Below are 16,910 nucleotides of genomic sequence, written 5' to 3'. Positions count from 1 at the left end.
TGCAATAAAGCAATCATTTCCTCACGAATTTATCTTTACTTTCCATGAGATAATTTCAAGTGGAAGAGCTGTTTGATTGACTTTTTGTAATAACAGAAGGAATAAGAGCATGAAAAAGCAAATAATGACCATAATGTGTGTAGCTTTACCTATCGTGATGCTGACAGGTTGTGAAAACATGTCTGCAAATGATAAGCGTATCGGTTCCGCAGCGCTTGGTGGTGCTGTTGGTGGTGGCTTAGGTAATCATGCAGGTAATGGTATTGGTGCGGCTGTCGGTGCTGGTGGTGGCGCGGCTGTAGGAAGCAAGGCAAGTAATGGTTCAAATCGCAACGCAACTTATAGTGGTGTTGGTGCAGGTATTGGTTCAGTGATTGGTAAAGGTATTCTAGGCGGTGACGCTGGTGCTGCAATTGGTGGTGCAATCGGTGGTGGCGCAGGTGCAGCCATTGAGCAAAACAAATAAGTCACTCAATGAACGATAAAAACGCTATGTTGTATTGATTCAGCATAGCGTTTTTTTATTTCTATCGTTTATATTTAACTTATTTAGTAGACCATTAAAACAGGTTTAAACGATATTGAATGTCGTCTACTAAAGTCATTAACGTTTTAACGGATGTGGATTCTTACGACGGATATAAACGGTTTTTTGTACTTCAGCAATTCGTAACCCTGAATCATCAAAAATATTTAATGTGTAGTTACGATACACAGGCTTATAGTTCTGTGCCAGATCTTTAACATGTTCGATTTCAGCAGCATCTAATCGAATATCGGCATAAACCGTACTGCGTCCGGGTGATAGAAAATTAATGCTCGCAGCTTTGTCCCACACCATGTATTTAGGACCAAGGTGATGCATCAAAAGAAGCATATAAAATGGGTCGACCATCGAATATAAACTGCCACCAAAGTGAACCCCAACAATGTTTTGATTGTTGCGTGTCAGTGGCATTTTGACCCGAATATGATAGTTTTTCAGATCAATTTTTTCGATTTCAATTCCTGCACCTTTGTATGGAGAAAAATGATTCAACATAAATCTAGATACAAATGGGATTGTCTGTAGTTTCTTGATTAGCAAATTCATGGTCAATTCTAGTTATCTATTTTTCAACCATAATAAAGAACTCAAGGCAAAGTGGCATTGATCGAAATGCCCTCTAGAGCGAAATCATAGCCAATGGTGAAAACAATAAAAGGTGACTCAATGCAAGCGCAAACTTATTGGATCTCGACACAGGATAAGCAAAAACTTTATGCAAAAACATGGGGGAATGCTGAAAACCCCGCGTTGGTCTTGGTGCATGGTTATCCTGATAATCAGGAAGTTTGGGAACCGATTATAGAGCAATTGATTTCACAATTTTATATTGTGACCTATGATGTTCGTGGTGCAGGGCAATCCTCTATTCCAAAACGTATCCGTGATTATGCTTTACCACGGTTATCGCTAGATTTGGAATGTGTGGTCAATGAATTACTGCCCGAACGTCAGTTTCATTTAGCTGCCCATGACTGGGGGTCAATTCAATCTTGGGAGTCGGTTACTGAAACAAAGTTTAAAAATCGTATTTTGTCTTATACCACCATGTCGGGACCATGTTTAGATCATGCCGCATTTTGGATGCGTGAGCAGTTCTTACATGAAAAACCTAAATTTTTTAAACAATTATTGAAATCTTGGTACATTGTTGCTTTTCAACTTCCGATTCTTGCACCTACCGTCTGGCATTTTTTCAGTCCACAGCGTTGGGGTGCAATTTTAGCGCAATTGGAGAAGACGAAAGATCTACCTTTAAACTCAAATATTGCGAAAGATGGTGAACATGGTATTGGGTTATATCGCGCTAATTTTTTACCACGTTTAGCACGTCCACGTCAGCGTTTTGCGATCTGCCCTGTGCAAGCAGTGGTTCTTTTAAAAGATAAATTTGTCAGTCCTGCGTTGATTGATGAAGTGCCAAAGTGGGCAACTGAATTTGAACGTGTTGAGGTTAATGCAAATCACTGGGCGGTACTGAGTCGACCTCAAGAAATTGCACAATATATTCAAGAATTTGCACTGAAAAATAATTAAAAGCTGATACCCTGAATCGAGGTGATCAATACTGGTTACCTCGTTATTTCACCATCAATTGGATGAATTTACAGCTTCGCTGATATGAATCTGATAAAATATCGCCTTTCAAATTTTCGTAAATTTCTCTATGAATGCTGTCGTTATTGCGATTGCCGTGATGTTTATTTTATCACTGGCACGAGTTTCTGTTGTTTTAACATTGGTCATTTCAGCAATTATAGGTGGTTTGGTCGCTGGTTTAAGCTTAGCTGACACTGTTCAAGCATTTAATGCGGGCTTGGGTGATGGTGCTGAAGTGGCATTGGCATACGCTGTATTAGGTGCTTTTGCTTTGGCATTGTCCAAGTCAGGATTACCTGATTTATTGGCACACAAGTTAATTGGTCTGTTGGGGATGGAAGCGACTCAAAAACAAGCAACAAAAGTAAAATTTTTACTGTTGGGAATTTTGTTGATTGCCGCTATTTGTTCGCAAAACTTGATTCCTGTCCATATTGCTTTTATTCCAGTACTGGTTCCACCATTATTAAAAGTGATGAATCACTTGAAGCTCGATCGTCGTGCGGCAGCATGTGTCCTGACATTAGGGTTAGTTGGAACTTACATTTTCCTTCCTGTTGGTTTTGGTGCCATTTTCTTAGAGCAAATTTTGATGGGGAACATCAATAAAATCGGAGCAGCATATCAACTTCATGTAGAACGAAGCATGATGCCTATCGGGATGGCAATTCCTGTGCTTGGTATGGTGATCGGCACTTTGGTTGCAGTATTTATCAGTTACCGTAAACCTCGTCTATATGTTGATCGTGATGTTGCGCCCATCACCACCATTGATTTAGACAAACCGCTTCGTGCAGTCAATGTGGAAGAACTCAAAGCAGATGGTATTGCTTTAGAACAGCAAGCCAAACAAGCCCCTGTAATTGCAACGAAAACAATTTTAATGGCTTTGTTGGCAATTGGTCTAACGCTGATTTCGCAACTGTATTCAGGTTCAATGATCCTTGGGGGATTGGTTGGTTTTGCTGTATTGTCTGCGGCAGGAATTTTTAAATGGCAAGAAGCGGATGATGTTTTTGTGCAAGGTATGCGCATGATGGCATTGGTCGGTTTTATCATGATTTCTGCTGCTGGATTTGCCTCAGTTATGACGCATACAGGAGATATCAATCATTTGGTCAATGGTGTGGTACATCTGATCGGTGATAATAAAGCTTTGGCGGCATTTTTGATGCTGTTCATTGGTTTATTTGTGACAATTGGAATCGGTTCATCTTTCTCAAGCGTACCTGTGCTTGCAGTGATTTATGTACCATTGTGTGTGCAATTTGGTTTTTCGCCACTGGCAACGGTCGCACTCATCGGTACTGCGGCAGCGCTTGGTGATGCGGGTTCTCCTGCCTCAGACTCTACACTCGGACCTACAGCAGGTTTAGGAGTGGATGGGCAGCATGATCATATTTGGGATACTGTTGTACCTACATTTATCCATTTTAATATTCCTTTATTGGTCTTTGGCTGGATTGCAGCTATGGTTTTATAGAGTGTTATAGCGAATATTTGAGGCTGTTTATGATGCAATCTAAACAGCTTTTTTTGCTGGTTTGATTCAAAAGAACTATTTTTGTCATGTTAAGTGAGATATCTATCTATGAATAACAGCCGAGTCAACGGTTTCAAAATAAGATGTAGCTCTTGATTAAGTCTAATCAATCATTTCTATGGTATTGTTCGATTCGATAATTTTAAAGATCTGAGCTCATATCGAAGTGGCTTAAAATATACTTTTGTCAGACATCTAATATAAGATTTTCAGATGCCATAAGACATCAATTGTTATCATTGGAAAATCATAAATATGAATATAGAAGAATTAGTTAATTATATTGAAGTAGGTATGACTCAGCCTGTTGTCGTAGATCGAACCTTATTAACAGAGTATGGGCGGTACATAAGGGTTATTGGTTTTTTAAAAGACAATAAAATATTAATATCTTACTATTTTTATGATGGAAGTGATGATGACACTGGTGTGGACATTAAACTTCAATATGAGTCACTCGATACAGCTATACAATCAATTGAGCAATTTCTAGGGCTTTCAATAGATCAGTGGGAAAATTATAATCGAACGGGAAATTATCCAGAGCCTTTAGTGGATTTTGTTGAAGATAAATGGGCTGATTTAATTGCAGGTATTCAACAAGGTACGATGATTCCACAGGGTTATAGTGAAATTTATATGAATTTATAGCTTAGTCTGATTTTTTCTTTAATTTTCAAATCACTTTTAAATTAGATTTTTTGCTGAGTTTTCTATCTTTAAATTTTCTAAAAACTGATATCAATATCAATGTGATCTGCAAGGTTAGACACAATATCCTTACTGGTATTGACTACAATTTTACTCGTTTCAACCACTAGATCGACAAGGTCGATAGGATCCGCAGAATTAATTATATCACTTACAGTGCTAGATTCTTTTTGTTCCGATTGTTCTTGTGACTCTAAATTTTCACTTTCTAAACTATTCATATTTTGTAAAACCATAAAGTAGGTAATTGTGAGACTTTTCAGTAGTTTTCAACACTATTAATGCTTTCAATATGCCTTAGTTATGGAACTGAGGCAATGGGCTTAGATTTTAACTCTTTTAATCGGCGCCAGTGGAATGAGATTGCTCTCAATTTTTGACAGATCAGAATATCATTTTGAGGCAGCATTATCGTTAAGATAGAAAATAAAACGCTACTTATGATAACGATAAGTTCTTTCACTTTTAGCTTTGTATGGAGTGAAAATGAGTCAAATTAAGTTGGTGGATAATTGGTCAGATTGGTTTTTTAATCCGATCAAATACATTTTATATTTTAAATATAACATGTATTTTGTATGCATTATTAATTTATAATAATAAACTGATTATTTTATGAAAAATTGCTCAATAATCTTGATTAATTTGGTTGGTTTTTAAAACCAACTATTTTAATATGATTAAAATAAATTTATTTATATAACAATTACTTAAAAATAAAGATTATTTTTGTATTTAAATAGATGTTGCAAAATAATTAATACCTATGTTTAATGTTAATTAATAACAACGCGGGGTATTTATAATGTTAAAGCAACTTGCTCTTATTACATTAATGGGAATTTCTTCTGCTTCATTTGCAGACTGGCAAGTCAAAGTTGGTGGTTCGGTGATTTCACCTACTCAAGACACCAATGTTGCAGGTGTTGGTACTGTGAAAGCTGATCATGAATATGCTTTTACACCATCTGTAGAATATTTCTTTGGTGAAACACCATTTTCAGCTGAGCTTTTGTTAGCTGCACCGATCAGCCATGATGTAAATTTGGATGGTGAAAAAGCAGTTAAACTTAAACATTTACCACCAACTGTTACTTTTAAATATAACTTTAAAAACTCAACACGTTTTACACCATACATTGGTGTAGGTGGTACAGCATTTGTTGCGTGGGATGAAGAATCAACTGGCGCACTAACTGGCACGAAAGTAAAAGTGAAAGATGACTTTGGTTTTGCTGGTCAAATTGGTTTTAATTTCCAACCAGCCGATGCGAAAAACTGGGGTGTTTTCTTTGATGCACGTTATGCGCAACTTAGCCCAGAAGTGAAAGTGACTGCGGGTGGCGCAACTGCTGCAAAATTTGACTTAGATATTGATCCAGTAATCTACACTTTAGGTTATAGCTATAGATTCTAAGTAGATACATTAAAAAGCTCGGTACATACCGAGCTTTTTATTTTTAAACCGATCTTTTTTTTGTTTGAAACAAGAAACCATAAAAAATAGTCATTTTTGACTATATAACAATGTACAAAATCAATTTAATCTAAAACTCATCACTTTATTTTTTGAATGAATATGAAATTACGAATTCCAATAATATTTTTACTTAGCAGCGGCATTTCAATTACTCATGCAGCCAGTTTTAACTGTGATCATGCCCAAACCAAAACAGAGCACCGTATCTGCGAACAACGCAGTCTAAATGATGCAGATGTTAAAATGGCGACAACCTACAACATTATTCGAAAATTAGTTCCTATGGGAACACGTGGAGTCATTCAAGACCAACAAGTGAAATGGTTACAACTGCGCAATCAATGTCAGGATAATGTGCGTTGTTTGACTGATGCATATCAAATGCGACAACAAAAACTTGAGACTTATATGAATCGAGTCTATGAACAGGGTCCATTTTAAAAAAAAATTTGGTTTTACTATTGAAATATGCTTAAACCACTCCATTTCATACAGCATTCGATAAAAAAGCGTTATGAATTTACGGAGTGATTTTATGAGCGAACAGAACGCACAACAAAATTCAAAAAAGCACAGCTTCCAAGCAGAAGTGGCTCAGCTTTTACATTTAGTGACGCATTCACTGTATTCAAATCCTGAAATTTTCCTGCGTGAATTGATTTCTAATGCCTCAGATGCATGTGATAAATTGCGTTTTGAAGGAATTAATCATCCAGAATTTTATGAAAATGATCCGAACCTACACGTACGTGTCAGTCTAGACAAAGATGCGAAAACCATTACGATTTCAGACAATGGCATTGGTTTAAGCCAACAAGAAGCGATTGATAACTTGGGTACGATTGCCAAGTCTGGAACCAAAGACTTTATGTCTAAGCTGTCTGGTGATCAAAAAGCCGATGCACAGTTGATTGGTCAATTCGGTGTTGGTTTTTATTCAGGCTTTATTGTTGCAGACAAAATCACAGTTGAATCTCGCCGTGCGGGTCTGGATGAATCTGAAGGTGTCCGTTGGATCAGTGGTGGAACGGGTGATTTTGAAGTCGCTCAAATTGATAAGGCTTCACGTGGAACAGATATCATCTTGCATTTACGTGATGATGCTCTGGACTATTTAGAAACCTATAAAGTAAAACAAATTATCAATAAATATTCTGATCATATCAGTTTGCCAATCGAAATGCAGAAAGAGGTATGGCAGGAAGAAGAAGCGGTTGAAGGCGAAGAGAAAAAGCCTGGTCAATACGTTAAAACGGATGAATGGGAAGCCATTAACTCTGCAAGCGCATTGTGGACACGCAGTAAAGGCGACATCACAGAAGAGCAGTATGTTGAGTTTTATAAGAACCTGACACATGATTTCGAAGCACCACTTGCATGGGCACACAATCGTGTTGAAGGAAGTACGGAGTATACCCAACTACTTTATATTCCAAGCAAAGCACCAAGCAATATTTTCACACGTGAAGCGAAAGCTGGCATTAAATTGTATGTAAAACGCGTGTTTATTATGGATGATGCAGATAATTTGATTCCAAATTATCTCCGTTTTGTGCAAGGTGTTGTAGATAGTGCAGATCTTCCATTAAATGTCAGTCGTGAACTTCTACAAGAAAGTCGTGATGTGAAAACCATTCGTGAAGGCAACACACGCCGTGTTTTAACCACATTAGATGCTTTGGCGAAATCTGAAGATGAAGCAGATCAAGAAAAGTTCAAAACTTTCTATGCTGAATTTGGCTCAGTGATCAAAGAAGGTCTGGGTGAAGACTTTGGTAATCGCGAAAGAATTCTTAAACTTTTACGCTTCTCTACATCGACCAATGATGATGTTTCAACTTCATTGGAAGTGTATAAAGCACGTATGAAAGAAGGGCAAAAGGCGATTTATTATGTGACTGCGGATAGCCTTGCTGCTGCTAAAAACTCACCACAATTAGAATTGTTCCGTAAAAAAGACATTGAAGTGCTATTGATGGCAGATCGTGTTGATGAATGGGCAATGGAATTTGTACATGAGTTTGATGGCACACCGATGCAGAATGTCGCAAAAGGAGCTGTTGATCTCGGTGACTTACAAGATGCTGAAGAGAAAAAGGCACTTGAAGCCGCGGCTGAGCAATTCAAGCCAGTGGTTGAGAAACTATCAGATTCTTTAAAAGCCAAAACTAAAGAAGTGCGTGTAACGACTCGTTTAGTCGATTCACCTGCATGTTTAGTCACGAGCGAAGGTGAGCTTTCTCCACAATTGATTCGTATGTTGAAGCAAGCAGGGCAAGCTGTCCCAGAATCTAAACCAATTTTGGAAATTAACCCAGAACATCCTTTGGTGAAAAAATTGGATGGTTCTGCGCAGTTTGATGATCTAGCCAATGTGATTTTCGATCAAGCGGTAATCGCAGAAGGCGGTTTACCAGATGATCCTGCTGAGTATGTAAAACGTATCAATAATTTATTATTGAAATAAATCGTTGTTGTTTTTCAGAAAGCCTATCTTTAAGATAGGCTTTTTGTTGAAAAAATATAAAATGATCAAACTTAAAAGAATTCAATTGATCAGCGGTTTAGTCTTGAGTTCTACCCTGATAACCCCAGTATCCGCATATGAACTTCCTGCTGTTGAAAAACGCCGTGCCAATACTACAGATTTATCTGTACACAATGCGATGTTTCTAAGACAAGGCACTGAAACTTCTGTATTGGGAATATTAAAAAAAAGTGGGAAAAACTATGAATTGGCGAGCTCGGATGGTCAGCGTGGTGGTTCATTTCCAATAGCTGTGCATCCAAGTCTTAAAATAGATGATGATTTAGTGGGAAAAGAAGTCCGAGCGATTGGACGCATGACTTATGAAACGATGTCGATGCCGAATTCAATTGGAACTTTATATAGTTTTAAATTAGAACTTTATACTATAGAAGCCATACGCTAGTGCGGATCAACAGACTTGTCTCAAGCGAAGTGGATAAGTAAGAACTTATCCACAGTTGCGTTTAAATATTCATCTAATGCTTAAAATAACGCTTCTAAACGAACCAAGGCACTTGGAAAGTGGCTACGGTTTTCGCGACGGTCATTAAAATAATTTAAATCACCTTGGACATAGAACCATTCACGCCAAACAGGTTGTCGCCAAGAGATAAACGGTCCCCAACTGTTCAGTTTAAGGTCATTATTATTATAATAACCTCCAGTATAAATACCGTAGTTAAAACGATTGTTTTTAAAGAATTGATGTTGACGATAGGTGCGGTTATCCCAAGTTAGATCATCGTCTTGTTCATCGGCATAGGTCAGATAAAATTGGTTGGAAATAAACGGCTGATTTGGTCGTGCGTGAGTCAATTCTAAGTTGGTTCTTAGGTAGTTCTCACTGTCGATCCCATAACGATAAATCTGTTCAGCGTGGAAGGTAAAATCATTTCCCAAAGACCAGTCTCTTTGTGCTTTTAAGCGCGCATAAACATCATCCCCTGAACGGATACCTAAGTCTGCATCTAAATCAAAGGGCAAACGCTTTGACAGTTGTGACCAACGGAGTGCAATCGAACTATTATCATCTCTGATTTGTTTACCATCGATTCTTTTGTTTGGATCACCATCCGAATGATTATTTGAAATCGCAATATTGTTGGCAATTTCATCATCTAATGAATCATCACCAAAAACCACACTTAAACGATTTTCTAAGGTAGGGAGTTTAATCTTACCTCGGATACGTGGATTTACATCATAGCCATCATGCTTATTCCACTGATTATCAACCAGAATACGTAATGTTGCAGTTGCAGGGCGAGTTGGGTCAGTTTCTCCAAACCATCCATCCATTTTATTGGCTGTACGATCTACCCAATCGCTGAGTTTTTTCTGCTTTTTATCCGCCCATGTCTGGTCTTCTGTGGCTTGTGTTGGAGGCACAATTACTTGATCAGATTGTTCAGGAAAAATCGTTGGTGTTGAGTCAACGATTTTTGGAATATAGTTGAGTAAGCCTTTTTCCTCTGCCTCAATCGAAGATAATGATTTGCTTGAGTCAGCTTTCTTTGCATCGACATTGGCATCGAGACTATGATTTAGCTCTGCAAAAGCAGAATTCCCCAAAAGACCACCTAATAATAAGGCATAAGGTAATTTTGAGAAAATTAACGATGGAATTTTCTTCATATGCATACTTTCTTAAACGTTGAGTCATTCAGTTTTTAATTTTCAACATCACTATGCCTGAAAAAAACAGTAAATTTCAATTCAATACTGAGAATAGGTACAAAAAACATAAAGTATTGATAAATGAAGTGTATAAATCAAAGGGCAGAACCATGCAAAAAGTACATTTCATCAGTAAAACTGATTATTAATTAAAAATGAAGGATTTATTTTGAATATATTTTAAAGTATGAAAAATCACTTCAATGTCTAAAAATCATTCAGGATTGTGGATAACTTTGTTTTTATCCTCAAGTGATATTTTATCTGGTGATATACAAAAAAGCCTCCCAAAGGGAGGCTCTTCTGTCTTATAAAATAAGAAAAAATAAGAAACTACAGCGCAAGAATTTCGTGGAAACGAAAAATATGTGCTGATCATAATCTAAGAAAAAAAGTCTGAATAGTTGCTTTTTTGCAACGCTGTATTGCAAAAATGACACGTAAATATATCTAAAAAGTCAATTCAAAATAAGTAATCGAAATGTTTGATAATATTGTGCTCTTAGATGCTAATTTATTTTACTTTTCAAATAATGAATATTCAACTTTCATCTAAATATATTGAAGAACTCCATTTGAAGAGTTCTTCAATATTGCTATTTATTTATTCGGTACATCACAAGCGTCATCATTGCAGACAGGAGCATCTTGTTGTTCAACATCTTCATCACTTGCAGTTTCCAGTGCTTTTTGTAAGACCTGAACAAATACTTCACGAGGTTGAGCACCTGCAAGAGCAACACGTTGATCAAATACAAAGAATGGTACACCTGTGACTTTCAATTGCTCATGGGCAACTTGCTCGTCAAATTTTACAAAGTCGGCATATTCTTCAGAGTCCAATACATCATCGACTTCTACAGGGTTCAAACCTATACGTGATGCTACATCTTCAATGGTTTCACGTTCACCGATCGGTAAGCCTTGTGTCATATAACTATAGAAAAATGCTTCTTCCGCTTCTGAACCAAGTCCTTTGCTTTGTGCAAGATGGATGATGCGATGGGCGTTAAATGTATTGCCTGAGTTGGCATTTTCCCAATTAAATTGAATGCCTTCCTCAAGTGCCATGGTTGCTATATTACGTTGCATGTCTTCAACTTCTGCAATAGTACGACCATATTTTTGCGCAAGACGTTCTGAGTTTGAAACTTCTTGGCGTGGTGGCGCATCTGGATCAAGTTCAAAACTATGCCAATGGACTTCAAGTTCGATACCTGCTTGTTCTGCCGCTGCTTCTAAACGTTTTTTACCGATATAACAGAATGGGCAAACTACATCTGACCAAATATCTACGCGCATAGGAAATCTCTACAATCTAATTACTGCTTATGATGGGGTTCAGTAAGGAAAATTTAAAGTCAAATTTTGATCATCAAAAGTAGACTACGTTATTTATCATAATTTTGTAGAAATAATATACAGAAATGAGTTGCTTAGGATATTCTAAGATATCTATAACATGGTTTGGAGACTGGTATGCGTCGAATTTTGATCGTGTTCGGTATCATTTTTCTGGCAGTTATTGGGTTTTTCTACTACGACCATACTTCAATTAAAAATGAAGAAGCAAATCGCCAAGCATTTGATTTAGTCATGACCGACAAGATGCGCCAACTTTCGGAGCAAGCACAAGATCGCGCTAAGCCTGTTAATATTGATATTCACGATGCTCGATTAAAAGGTGACTATAAAATTTTGTCTGAGTTCTTGCTCAAATATTGGATCAAAAATATTGATACACGAAATGCTTATTTAAATCAGCTTGCAGCGGCTAAGTGGGACCATTTTTTAGATGTAAATCGTTTGGATGCAGACCGTAAGCAAAATTATGTTGAAACCACTCAGATGCTAGGGACTGTGCGTCAAGCCATGCAACAATATCAGCAGAACAATATGAAAAATAAAAACGAGGCGCTTGCTGAATTAAAAAAATCTACTTTACGTAAAGATTTGAAAAAACCTTTACAAGATAAACTTGAACAAAGTGCACAACTTGATCCTGAAAATGCGTTGATTTTAAATGAATTACAAATTTTAGGAAAAGCTGAGACCATGTTTGACATGCTGAAAAAATATCAATGGCAGAAACAAGGCAATCAAATTTTGTTTAAAGAAGATGCCCAGGTCAAACAGTTTAACCAGTTGTATCAAGACGTCCTTAAACTAAATAGTCAGATCAATCAGAAAAAGGAACAGAATGCTGAGGTGTTACAAGAAGCTTTGTGAACTCAATACATAGAATTGGATCAATGAGAAATATAAAACGATGGATGTCTATTGCAATATTTATACTGCTATTGGTTGGTGGCATAAGTTATGTCTATCAGACGCCATTTTTGGTTAAACAAGACTGCAAAAGTGTTGCATTATATCGTTATCATTTTGGTATCTATCAAATTGATCGTGATCCAATTCTTGGGTTTGATCGTTATAAAAAGGTTTATGGCTGGAAACAGTTTTTAGGTATAGCAGCCATTCTCTGTGCTGAACAAATTGAGTACGACAAATGTGTTAGCGAAGAGAAGCAAGCAGCCTTGAATGCCGAGCAGGAAAATAAACAATGGGTCCATGTACGGGATAATTTATATGTTAATGCTCATCATCAATTGGCATTAAAGTTTCCCTACGCAAATCGTTGCAGCCATTTATTCTCTGAACATGTTCAGCCCAGCAAGAGTCTGTCTATGTTTAGCGATCGTTTTTATACACATTTCGGTTTCGGTGGGGATAACGAGCTTTCATTGACAGGAACAATTGATAGCTCGACATTTAAGAGATTAAACCCTTCCAACTTTTATCAAGATAAACGTCATGTTTATGGTTATTTCAACATGCTTGATGGTGGTAATTTTTCTATTTTGGAAGATGCAGATCCAAAAACCTTTAAGTTATTAGGCGATTGCTATGCCAAAGATCGCCATCATATTTACGAAGAACGTTTTGGTCAGCTTAAGGATGCTGATTATGCCACTTTTAAAAGTGGCGCTGATGTTGGATGTGTCGCAAAGGATAAAAATGGTTATTGGTTTTGGGATGAGCGAAAATCTTGGGATGATTTGGATTCTGGAGAAAGAGAACGGGTCAGCGTGCTTGAACATTGAAAGTGTAAGCAATCCGATCAATACAGTCATTGATGTATTGATCAGTTTATTTCAATCAAATAACGAATGATCTGAGCGCAATAAAATGAGTGAAAGTGAGTTTTAGAAAATTATATTCTTACTCAACCTTTCCCATGATTAGAAAAGATTTTAATAAGTCTTCTGATTGTTTTAGCTTGAAAATTTTCTCTGAAATATTCTTTAACTCCATGTTTAATGCTTGTTTGGCAATTGGGCATAAAGTAAATTTTTCCTCACCCAAGTCAAAACAGGGCAGTAAAAGTTTAATGTCTTTTAGATGCATTCCAGCATCGTTGAGCACTTTAATTTTATGAATATCTTCAATATCTTTTTGACTATAAAAGCGATAATGATTTGCTGTTCGTAGAGGATGAATTAATCCTAATTCTTCATAATAACGGAGCATACGAGGACTGATTTGAGTCAGTGCAGCAACTTTAGCAAGGTTCATCATATACCTCTTGACTGTAACAGTACTGTTTGAGTTTATCGTCAATACATTGACCAAACAAGCTGAAGCAATGATGGACTTTGAACAGAAGCAACAACTGATCTGAAAATCTTTTCAATATATTGAATATCGGTGACCTAGATTAAAGAGTACTTGAGCCATATACAGAAGATATTGAATTATTTTTTCCTAAATTTGGACGACATCATGGAAAAGAATCAATTCAAATATTTGTTGAATGATTATCCATATCGCCCAAGATAGGCAGACCATCTATATTTCAATAATATTTATCGGCTTAGAATGCTGTTTTTTGACTAAGCCAAGACGTTTATAAAAGTCGATGAATGAAAATTATAAGCCTAAGGTTATTGAATATTTTAGTTGATTGATCACTTGAAAATGAAAATTTATAAATCTTAAAGATGCCAAAAAATACAAAATCTCTCAGTAAAATATAAATGATGGTTTTTTTATTTAGAATGTTCAATAAGAAAATATATATGTTTTTTAATAAGAAAATTAAACCTCGTTACCGTTTATCTGAGCGTTAGTGAATCCAACTTTAAATTGTTATAGCCTATTTAATAGACAATATTCAACATATAAAAATCATTTTATTGCATTGATAATCTGATTTATTTTTTTAGGTGAAATGTATGAACTTTATCAAAGTTTCTATACTTGCAACGGCATTGTCTGTTTGGTTACCCACTGTACAGGCGGAAGAAGTTGCGTCATTGCCGACAATTAAAGTGATGGCAGATTCTGAGCTTCGTCAGGAAGCGGTAGGTGTTACGCCTTATCAAGAAGACAAAGCCGTGCGTAGAGCATTGCAACATCAAGTTATTAAAAAAGAGAACGAAATTCAAAACTATAGTATTGGCTATAATATCGGTGTATTGGATATTCAGCCTAAAGCGCCTGAACCTAATTTTAATCAAATTCCTTCAGCATTACTCAGAGAATATGTGTTAGCTGTTGCAAATGGTTTACAGTCTTCTGACCCGACTACAGGTTTATTTACCATGATTGAACCACTTTCAATGGGTATGAACCGTGATAAAGCTTTAGAGGCTGTTCGTAATGGAACGTTTCAGTTGAATTTTGATAAAGCACGTTTAGACTTGATGTTAGGTGATAAGTGGCAAAGTGGTCTGCCTAAATAATCAATATAACAGTGTTTTAAATATATTTTGAAGCCAATCTGTTGATTGGCTTTACTTGAGTTTATAGCTTGAATCTATATTTTGAAATAATTTTGTGCCTATTGAATCTTTATCAATAAATGCTATCTATATAAGCAAGAGAAAATTATAAATCTCCGCTCACTTACTTTTTAAAGTTTCTCATATAAATATCCATTGCAACTTCATTTCTAAACTTAATTAAAAGTTGAGGGTTTTCAATAATAACTCTTTTAATATTTCCTTTATTAGGTTTGTACTGCTCAGAACCTCTGAGATCTTTACTTAACACTTGAATATTTCCTTTTCGATCTTTACTTACGCAGGAATCATTATTAAAAATTGCTTGTTTTTTAAAATGTTCTTGAGCTGTATTTGTGTAAAAATACATAGGATTGTATGTTGGCACATTTGGAATAAATGTTCTTGGGATAAGAATTAAGAACTCGTCTGTATCGTCGATATGAGGTAATTCAAAAAAATCTTCATTCCAATGACCACTAGATATACAGAAGTAATTTAATTTTGATTTAGTTTTTCTCATTGGAATACCATGCTTTAGGCATTGTTCCTGAGTAAATTTAATCAATGGAAGTTTAATAATATCAATAGTAATATCAGAAATTCTATCAAATTTTAATTCATCACATAGAAGAGAACATTCTTCGAGATAATTAAAAATTCCATTTTTTATCAAATGGCGTACTCTTTTTAATTCTTGAAGAAATAATGTCGCTAGATGTTCGCCAGCACCACTACCATCGAGTCTAATTTTTGAATAACCTAATCTTGTCCCATTTGGCTCATTGAACTTAGAACATAGATAGACTGATCTATTATCCGCACGATTTTGAATTGATGTTAAAAGCTCTCTCATGAAGTAGTTAATACATTGCTGAGAGGCAATACCTGTTGGGTTAGGGGTTTGGCTAATACAATATGGGTCTACAAATTTCTTTGTATCTCCATAAATATTAATGTCAAAAAACTCTATATTTTGGTCGGTTATACCGAATTTTTTTGTAAATTGCATAATAGCAATCCTCTAAAATTTAGATGCGTGTATTGCCTAAAATCTAAAGTTGGACTACTATGAACTTCTCCTACCAAAGAGAATTATTTCATTTGTCTTACTTTAAATTTTAGATATTTGAAATATTTACGATTTTATAAAAATCATCTAACGGCTTAAGTATTGCAGTACTTAAGCCGTTTTTAATATTTTGTCAAAGATTTTCATCTTTTGCCTCCTCTTCTAAATCACTGTCATTTTCATTGATTTCCCATTTTGTTATGGAATATTGTCCTTTTTTTGATGGGTGTGTGTGAATTAATCCTTTTAAAGACATTCTATATAAACGCGCCATCAATTTATTTCTTTCGTAAATCTCACCTGAATCTTTATATATTGCAATCAGAAGTTTATCTAAGCCAATGATTCCACCACATTTTTCAATTAACTTAATTAAATACATATCCTTTTTATCAGATTCTGTGATATTTAATTGAGATATTAGTTCTGGTGGTAAATCCTCTAAATCTTCAGGTTTTAAGTAAAGAGGTGAGTCTTTTATATCATCAATATAGTTTGTCATTCATCTCTACCATTGTATTTATTTTGCTCACTTTATTTTACCTTGAATTTGTAACAGGTCAAGTGTGATATCAAGAAAAATGTGAAAAAAACGTTGATAAAGGAATTTCAATGTGTGAGATTTTCGATTGATAGAGATTGATAGAGATTGATAAAGATTGTTAGAGATTGATAGAGATTGATAGAGATTGATAGAGATTGATAGAGATTGATAGAGATTGATAGAGATTGATAGAAATCAAATCTTTTCTCATTATTTTAAATTAATAATCTCATCTATTTCTAATAAAAAAATCCCCGCAATAAGCGGGGATTTTTTTATCTAGTGTTTTAATTCAAAATTAAACACGTTCGATAATGGTCGCAATACCTTGACCAAGACCGATACACATGGTTGCAAGACCGATTTGTGTATCTTGTTGCTCCATCACGTTCAACAATGTTGTAGTGATACGCGCACCAGAAC

Annotated in this window: 18 protein-coding genes and 1 pseudogene; 11 read left to right on the top strand and 8 right to left on the bottom strand. The window is 35.7% G+C overall.

The features are described from left to right. Positions 1–109 precede the first annotated feature (109 nt). Complete coding sequence (locus AAV97_RS11115) at positions 110–466, top strand: hypothetical protein (RefSeq protein ID WP_009584442.1); 357 nt, start codon at positions 110–112, stop codon at positions 464–466. Between the two features lie 138 nt (positions 467–604). On the opposite strand, the gene AAV97_RS11110 is transcribed toward AAV97_RS11115, so the two are convergent. Further along, positions 605–1,093: a PaaI family thioesterase gene (locus AAV97_RS11110; protein WP_046760606.1), complete on the bottom strand. Its 489-nt coding sequence runs from the start codon at positions 1,091–1,093 to the stop codon at positions 605–607. A 120-nt stretch (positions 1,094–1,213) separates the two neighbouring features. Between AAV97_RS11110 and AAV97_RS11105 the strand changes: the two genes are divergently transcribed. From AAV97_RS11105 to AAV97_RS11095, 3 genes are all read left to right on the top strand, one after another. Then, on the top strand, positions 1,214–2,083 hold the full coding sequence (locus AAV97_RS11105; protein WP_004826252.1) for an alpha/beta fold hydrolase: 870 nt from the start codon (positions 1,214–1,216) through the stop codon (positions 2,081–2,083). A 130-nt stretch (positions 2,084–2,213) separates the two neighbouring features. Then, the gene (locus tag AAV97_RS11100; RefSeq protein ID WP_046760605.1) at positions 2,214–3,629 is read left to right on the top strand and encodes a Na+/H+ antiporter family protein; all 1,416 of its coding nucleotides are present in this window, start codon (positions 2,214–2,216) and stop codon (positions 3,627–3,629) included. Positions 3,630–3,944: 315 nt separating this feature from the next. Further along, entirely contained in the window at positions 3,945–4,340 is a 396-nt protein-coding gene (locus tag AAV97_RS11095; RefSeq protein ID WP_009584457.1) for a hypothetical protein, read from the top strand. 77 nt (positions 4,341–4,417) lie between these two features. On the opposite strand, the gene AAV97_RS11090 is transcribed toward AAV97_RS11095, so the two are convergent. Next, positions 4,418–4,621: a hypothetical protein gene (locus tag AAV97_RS11090; protein ID WP_227510919.1), complete on the bottom strand. Its 204-nt coding sequence runs from the start codon at positions 4,619–4,621 to the stop codon at positions 4,418–4,420. A 584-nt stretch (positions 4,622–5,205) separates the two neighbouring features. Here AAV97_RS11090 and AAV97_RS11085 point away from each other — a divergent pair. The 4 genes from AAV97_RS11085 (at position 5,206) to AAV97_RS11070 (ending at position 8,813) form a co-directional block, all read left to right on the top strand. Further along, positions 5,206–5,817 carry an OmpW/AlkL family protein gene (locus AAV97_RS11085; protein WP_009584462.1) on the top strand — a complete coding sequence of 204 codons (612 nt, stop codon included), beginning with the start codon at positions 5,206–5,208 and terminating at the stop codon, positions 5,815–5,817. A 162-nt stretch (positions 5,818–5,979) separates the two neighbouring features. After that, positions 5,980–6,321, top strand: coding sequence for a lysozyme inhibitor LprI family protein (locus tag AAV97_RS11080; protein WP_009584443.1), 342 nt, complete (start codon positions 5,980–5,982; stop codon positions 6,319–6,321). A 94-nt stretch (positions 6,322–6,415) separates the two neighbouring features. Continuing rightward, positions 6,416–8,347: a molecular chaperone HtpG gene (gene htpG, locus AAV97_RS11075; RefSeq protein WP_046760604.1), complete on the top strand. Its 1,932-nt coding sequence runs from the start codon at positions 6,416–6,418 to the stop codon at positions 8,345–8,347. Between the two features lie 61 nt (positions 8,348–8,408). Next, positions 8,409–8,813 carry a hypothetical protein gene (locus AAV97_RS11070; protein WP_009584432.1) on the top strand — a complete coding sequence of 135 codons (405 nt, stop codon included), beginning with the start codon at positions 8,409–8,411 and terminating at the stop codon, positions 8,811–8,813. An 80-nt stretch (positions 8,814–8,893) separates the two neighbouring features. On the opposite strand, the gene AAV97_RS11065 is transcribed toward AAV97_RS11070, so the two are convergent. Next, on the bottom strand, positions 8,894–10,045 hold the full coding sequence (locus AAV97_RS11065; protein WP_081409741.1) for a hypothetical protein: 1,152 nt from the start codon (positions 10,043–10,045) through the stop codon (positions 8,894–8,896). Positions 10,046–10,687: 642 nt separating this feature from the next. After that, positions 10,688–11,389, bottom strand: coding sequence for a DsbA family oxidoreductase (locus AAV97_RS11060; protein WP_004826262.1), 702 nt, complete (start codon positions 11,387–11,389; stop codon positions 10,688–10,690). Between the two features lie 177 nt (positions 11,390–11,566). Here AAV97_RS11060 and AAV97_RS11055 point away from each other — a divergent pair, with 177 nt between their 5' ends. Further along, complete coding sequence (locus AAV97_RS11055) at positions 11,567–12,316, top strand: hypothetical protein (protein WP_046760602.1); 750 nt, start codon at positions 11,567–11,569, stop codon at positions 12,314–12,316. Between the two features lie 23 nt (positions 12,317–12,339). Then, the gene (locus tag AAV97_RS11050) at positions 12,340–13,191 is read left to right on the top strand and encodes a DKNYY domain-containing protein (RefSeq protein ID WP_228136541.1); all 852 of its coding nucleotides are present in this window, start codon (positions 12,340–12,342) and stop codon (positions 13,189–13,191) included. A gap of 118 nt (positions 13,192–13,309) precedes the next feature. Here AAV97_RS11050 and AAV97_RS11045 read toward each other — a convergent pair whose 3' ends face one another. Further along, entirely contained in the window at positions 13,310–13,663 is a 354-nt protein-coding gene (locus AAV97_RS11045; protein WP_004826266.1) for a MerR family transcriptional regulator, read from the bottom strand. Between the two features lie 659 nt (positions 13,664–14,322). On the opposite strand from AAV97_RS11045, the gene AAV97_RS11040 reads away from it, so the two are divergent. After that, complete coding sequence (locus tag AAV97_RS11040; protein ID WP_046760600.1) at positions 14,323–14,832, top strand: hypothetical protein; 510 nt, start codon at positions 14,323–14,325, stop codon at positions 14,830–14,832. A 163-nt stretch (positions 14,833–14,995) separates the two neighbouring features. Here the strand turns inward: AAV97_RS11040 and AAV97_RS11035 are convergent, their stop codons facing one another. The 3 genes and pseudogenes from AAV97_RS11035 to fadA form a co-directional block, all read right to left on the bottom strand. Next, positions 14,996–15,883 carry a hypothetical protein gene (locus AAV97_RS11035; RefSeq protein WP_046760599.1) on the bottom strand — a complete coding sequence of 296 codons (888 nt, stop codon included), beginning with the start codon at positions 15,881–15,883 and terminating at the stop codon, positions 14,996–14,998. 193 nt (positions 15,884–16,076) lie between these two features. Further along, positions 16,077–16,445 (bottom strand): hypothetical protein, encoded by a 369-nt coding sequence (locus AAV97_RS11030; RefSeq protein ID WP_046760598.1) that lies wholly within the window; start codon positions 16,443–16,445, stop codon positions 16,077–16,079. Between the two features lie 340 nt (positions 16,446–16,785). Then, a pseudogene (fadA, locus tag AAV97_RS20895) lies at positions 16,786–16,910 on the bottom strand (acetyl-CoA C-acyltransferase); the annotation flags it as partial.

Origin of the sequence: Acinetobacter sp. Ag2 (assembly GCF_001005515.1) — a bacterium.
Lineage (GTDB): Bacteria > Pseudomonadota > Gammaproteobacteria > Pseudomonadales > Moraxellaceae > Acinetobacter > Acinetobacter bereziniae.
This window is presented reverse-complemented; position numbering and strand designations above follow the sequence as displayed.

Excerpts from the sequence above, each read along its gene's own strand:
- AAV97_RS11050 (WP_228136541.1), top strand. The coding sequence starts at position 12,340 with ATGAGAAATATAAAACGATGGATGTCTATTGCAATATTTATACTGCTA.
- AAV97_RS11110 (WP_046760606.1), bottom strand. The coding sequence starts at position 1,093 with ATGAATTTGCTAATCAAGAAACTACAGACAATCCCATTTGTATCTAGA.
- AAV97_RS11030 (WP_046760598.1), bottom strand. The coding sequence starts at position 16,445 with ATGACAAACTATATTGATGATATAAAAGACTCACCTCTTTACTTAAAA.
- AAV97_RS11095 (WP_009584457.1), top strand. The coding sequence starts at position 3,945 with ATGAATATAGAAGAATTAGTTAATTATATTGAAGTAGGTATGACTCAG.
- AAV97_RS11060 (WP_004826262.1), bottom strand. The coding sequence starts at position 11,389 with ATGCGCGTAGATATTTGGTCAGATGTAGTTTGCCCATTCTGTTATATC.
- AAV97_RS11070 (WP_009584432.1), top strand. The coding sequence starts at position 8,409 with ATGATCAAACTTAAAAGAATTCAATTGATCAGCGGTTTAGTCTTGAGT.
- htpG (WP_046760604.1), top strand. The coding sequence starts at position 6,416 with ATGAGCGAACAGAACGCACAACAAAATTCAAAAAAGCACAGCTTCCAA.
- AAV97_RS11085 (WP_009584462.1), top strand. The coding sequence starts at position 5,206 with ATGTTAAAGCAACTTGCTCTTATTACATTAATGGGAATTTCTTCTGCT.
- AAV97_RS11035 (WP_046760599.1), bottom strand. The coding sequence starts at position 15,883 with ATGCAATTTACAAAAAAATTCGGTATAACCGACCAAAATATAGAGTTT.
- AAV97_RS11090 (WP_227510919.1), bottom strand. The coding sequence starts at position 4,621 with ATGAATAGTTTAGAAAGTGAAAATTTAGAGTCACAAGAACAATCGGAA.
- AAV97_RS11045 (WP_004826266.1), bottom strand. The coding sequence starts at position 13,663 with ATGAACCTTGCTAAAGTTGCTGCACTGACTCAAATCAGTCCTCGTATG.
- AAV97_RS11065 (WP_081409741.1), bottom strand. The coding sequence starts at position 10,045 with ATGAAGAAAATTCCATCGTTAATTTTCTCAAAATTACCTTATGCCTTA.
- AAV97_RS11040 (WP_046760600.1), top strand. The coding sequence starts at position 14,323 with ATGAACTTTATCAAAGTTTCTATACTTGCAACGGCATTGTCTGTTTGG.
- AAV97_RS11055 (WP_046760602.1), top strand. The coding sequence starts at position 11,567 with ATGCGTCGAATTTTGATCGTGTTCGGTATCATTTTTCTGGCAGTTATT.
- AAV97_RS11105 (WP_004826252.1), top strand. The coding sequence starts at position 1,214 with ATGCAAGCGCAAACTTATTGGATCTCGACACAGGATAAGCAAAAACTT.
- AAV97_RS11080 (WP_009584443.1), top strand. The coding sequence starts at position 5,980 with ATGAAATTACGAATTCCAATAATATTTTTACTTAGCAGCGGCATTTCA.
- AAV97_RS11115 (WP_009584442.1), top strand. The coding sequence starts at position 110 with ATGAAAAAGCAAATAATGACCATAATGTGTGTAGCTTTACCTATCGTG.
- AAV97_RS11100 (WP_046760605.1), top strand. The coding sequence starts at position 2,214 with ATGAATGCTGTCGTTATTGCGATTGCCGTGATGTTTATTTTATCACTG.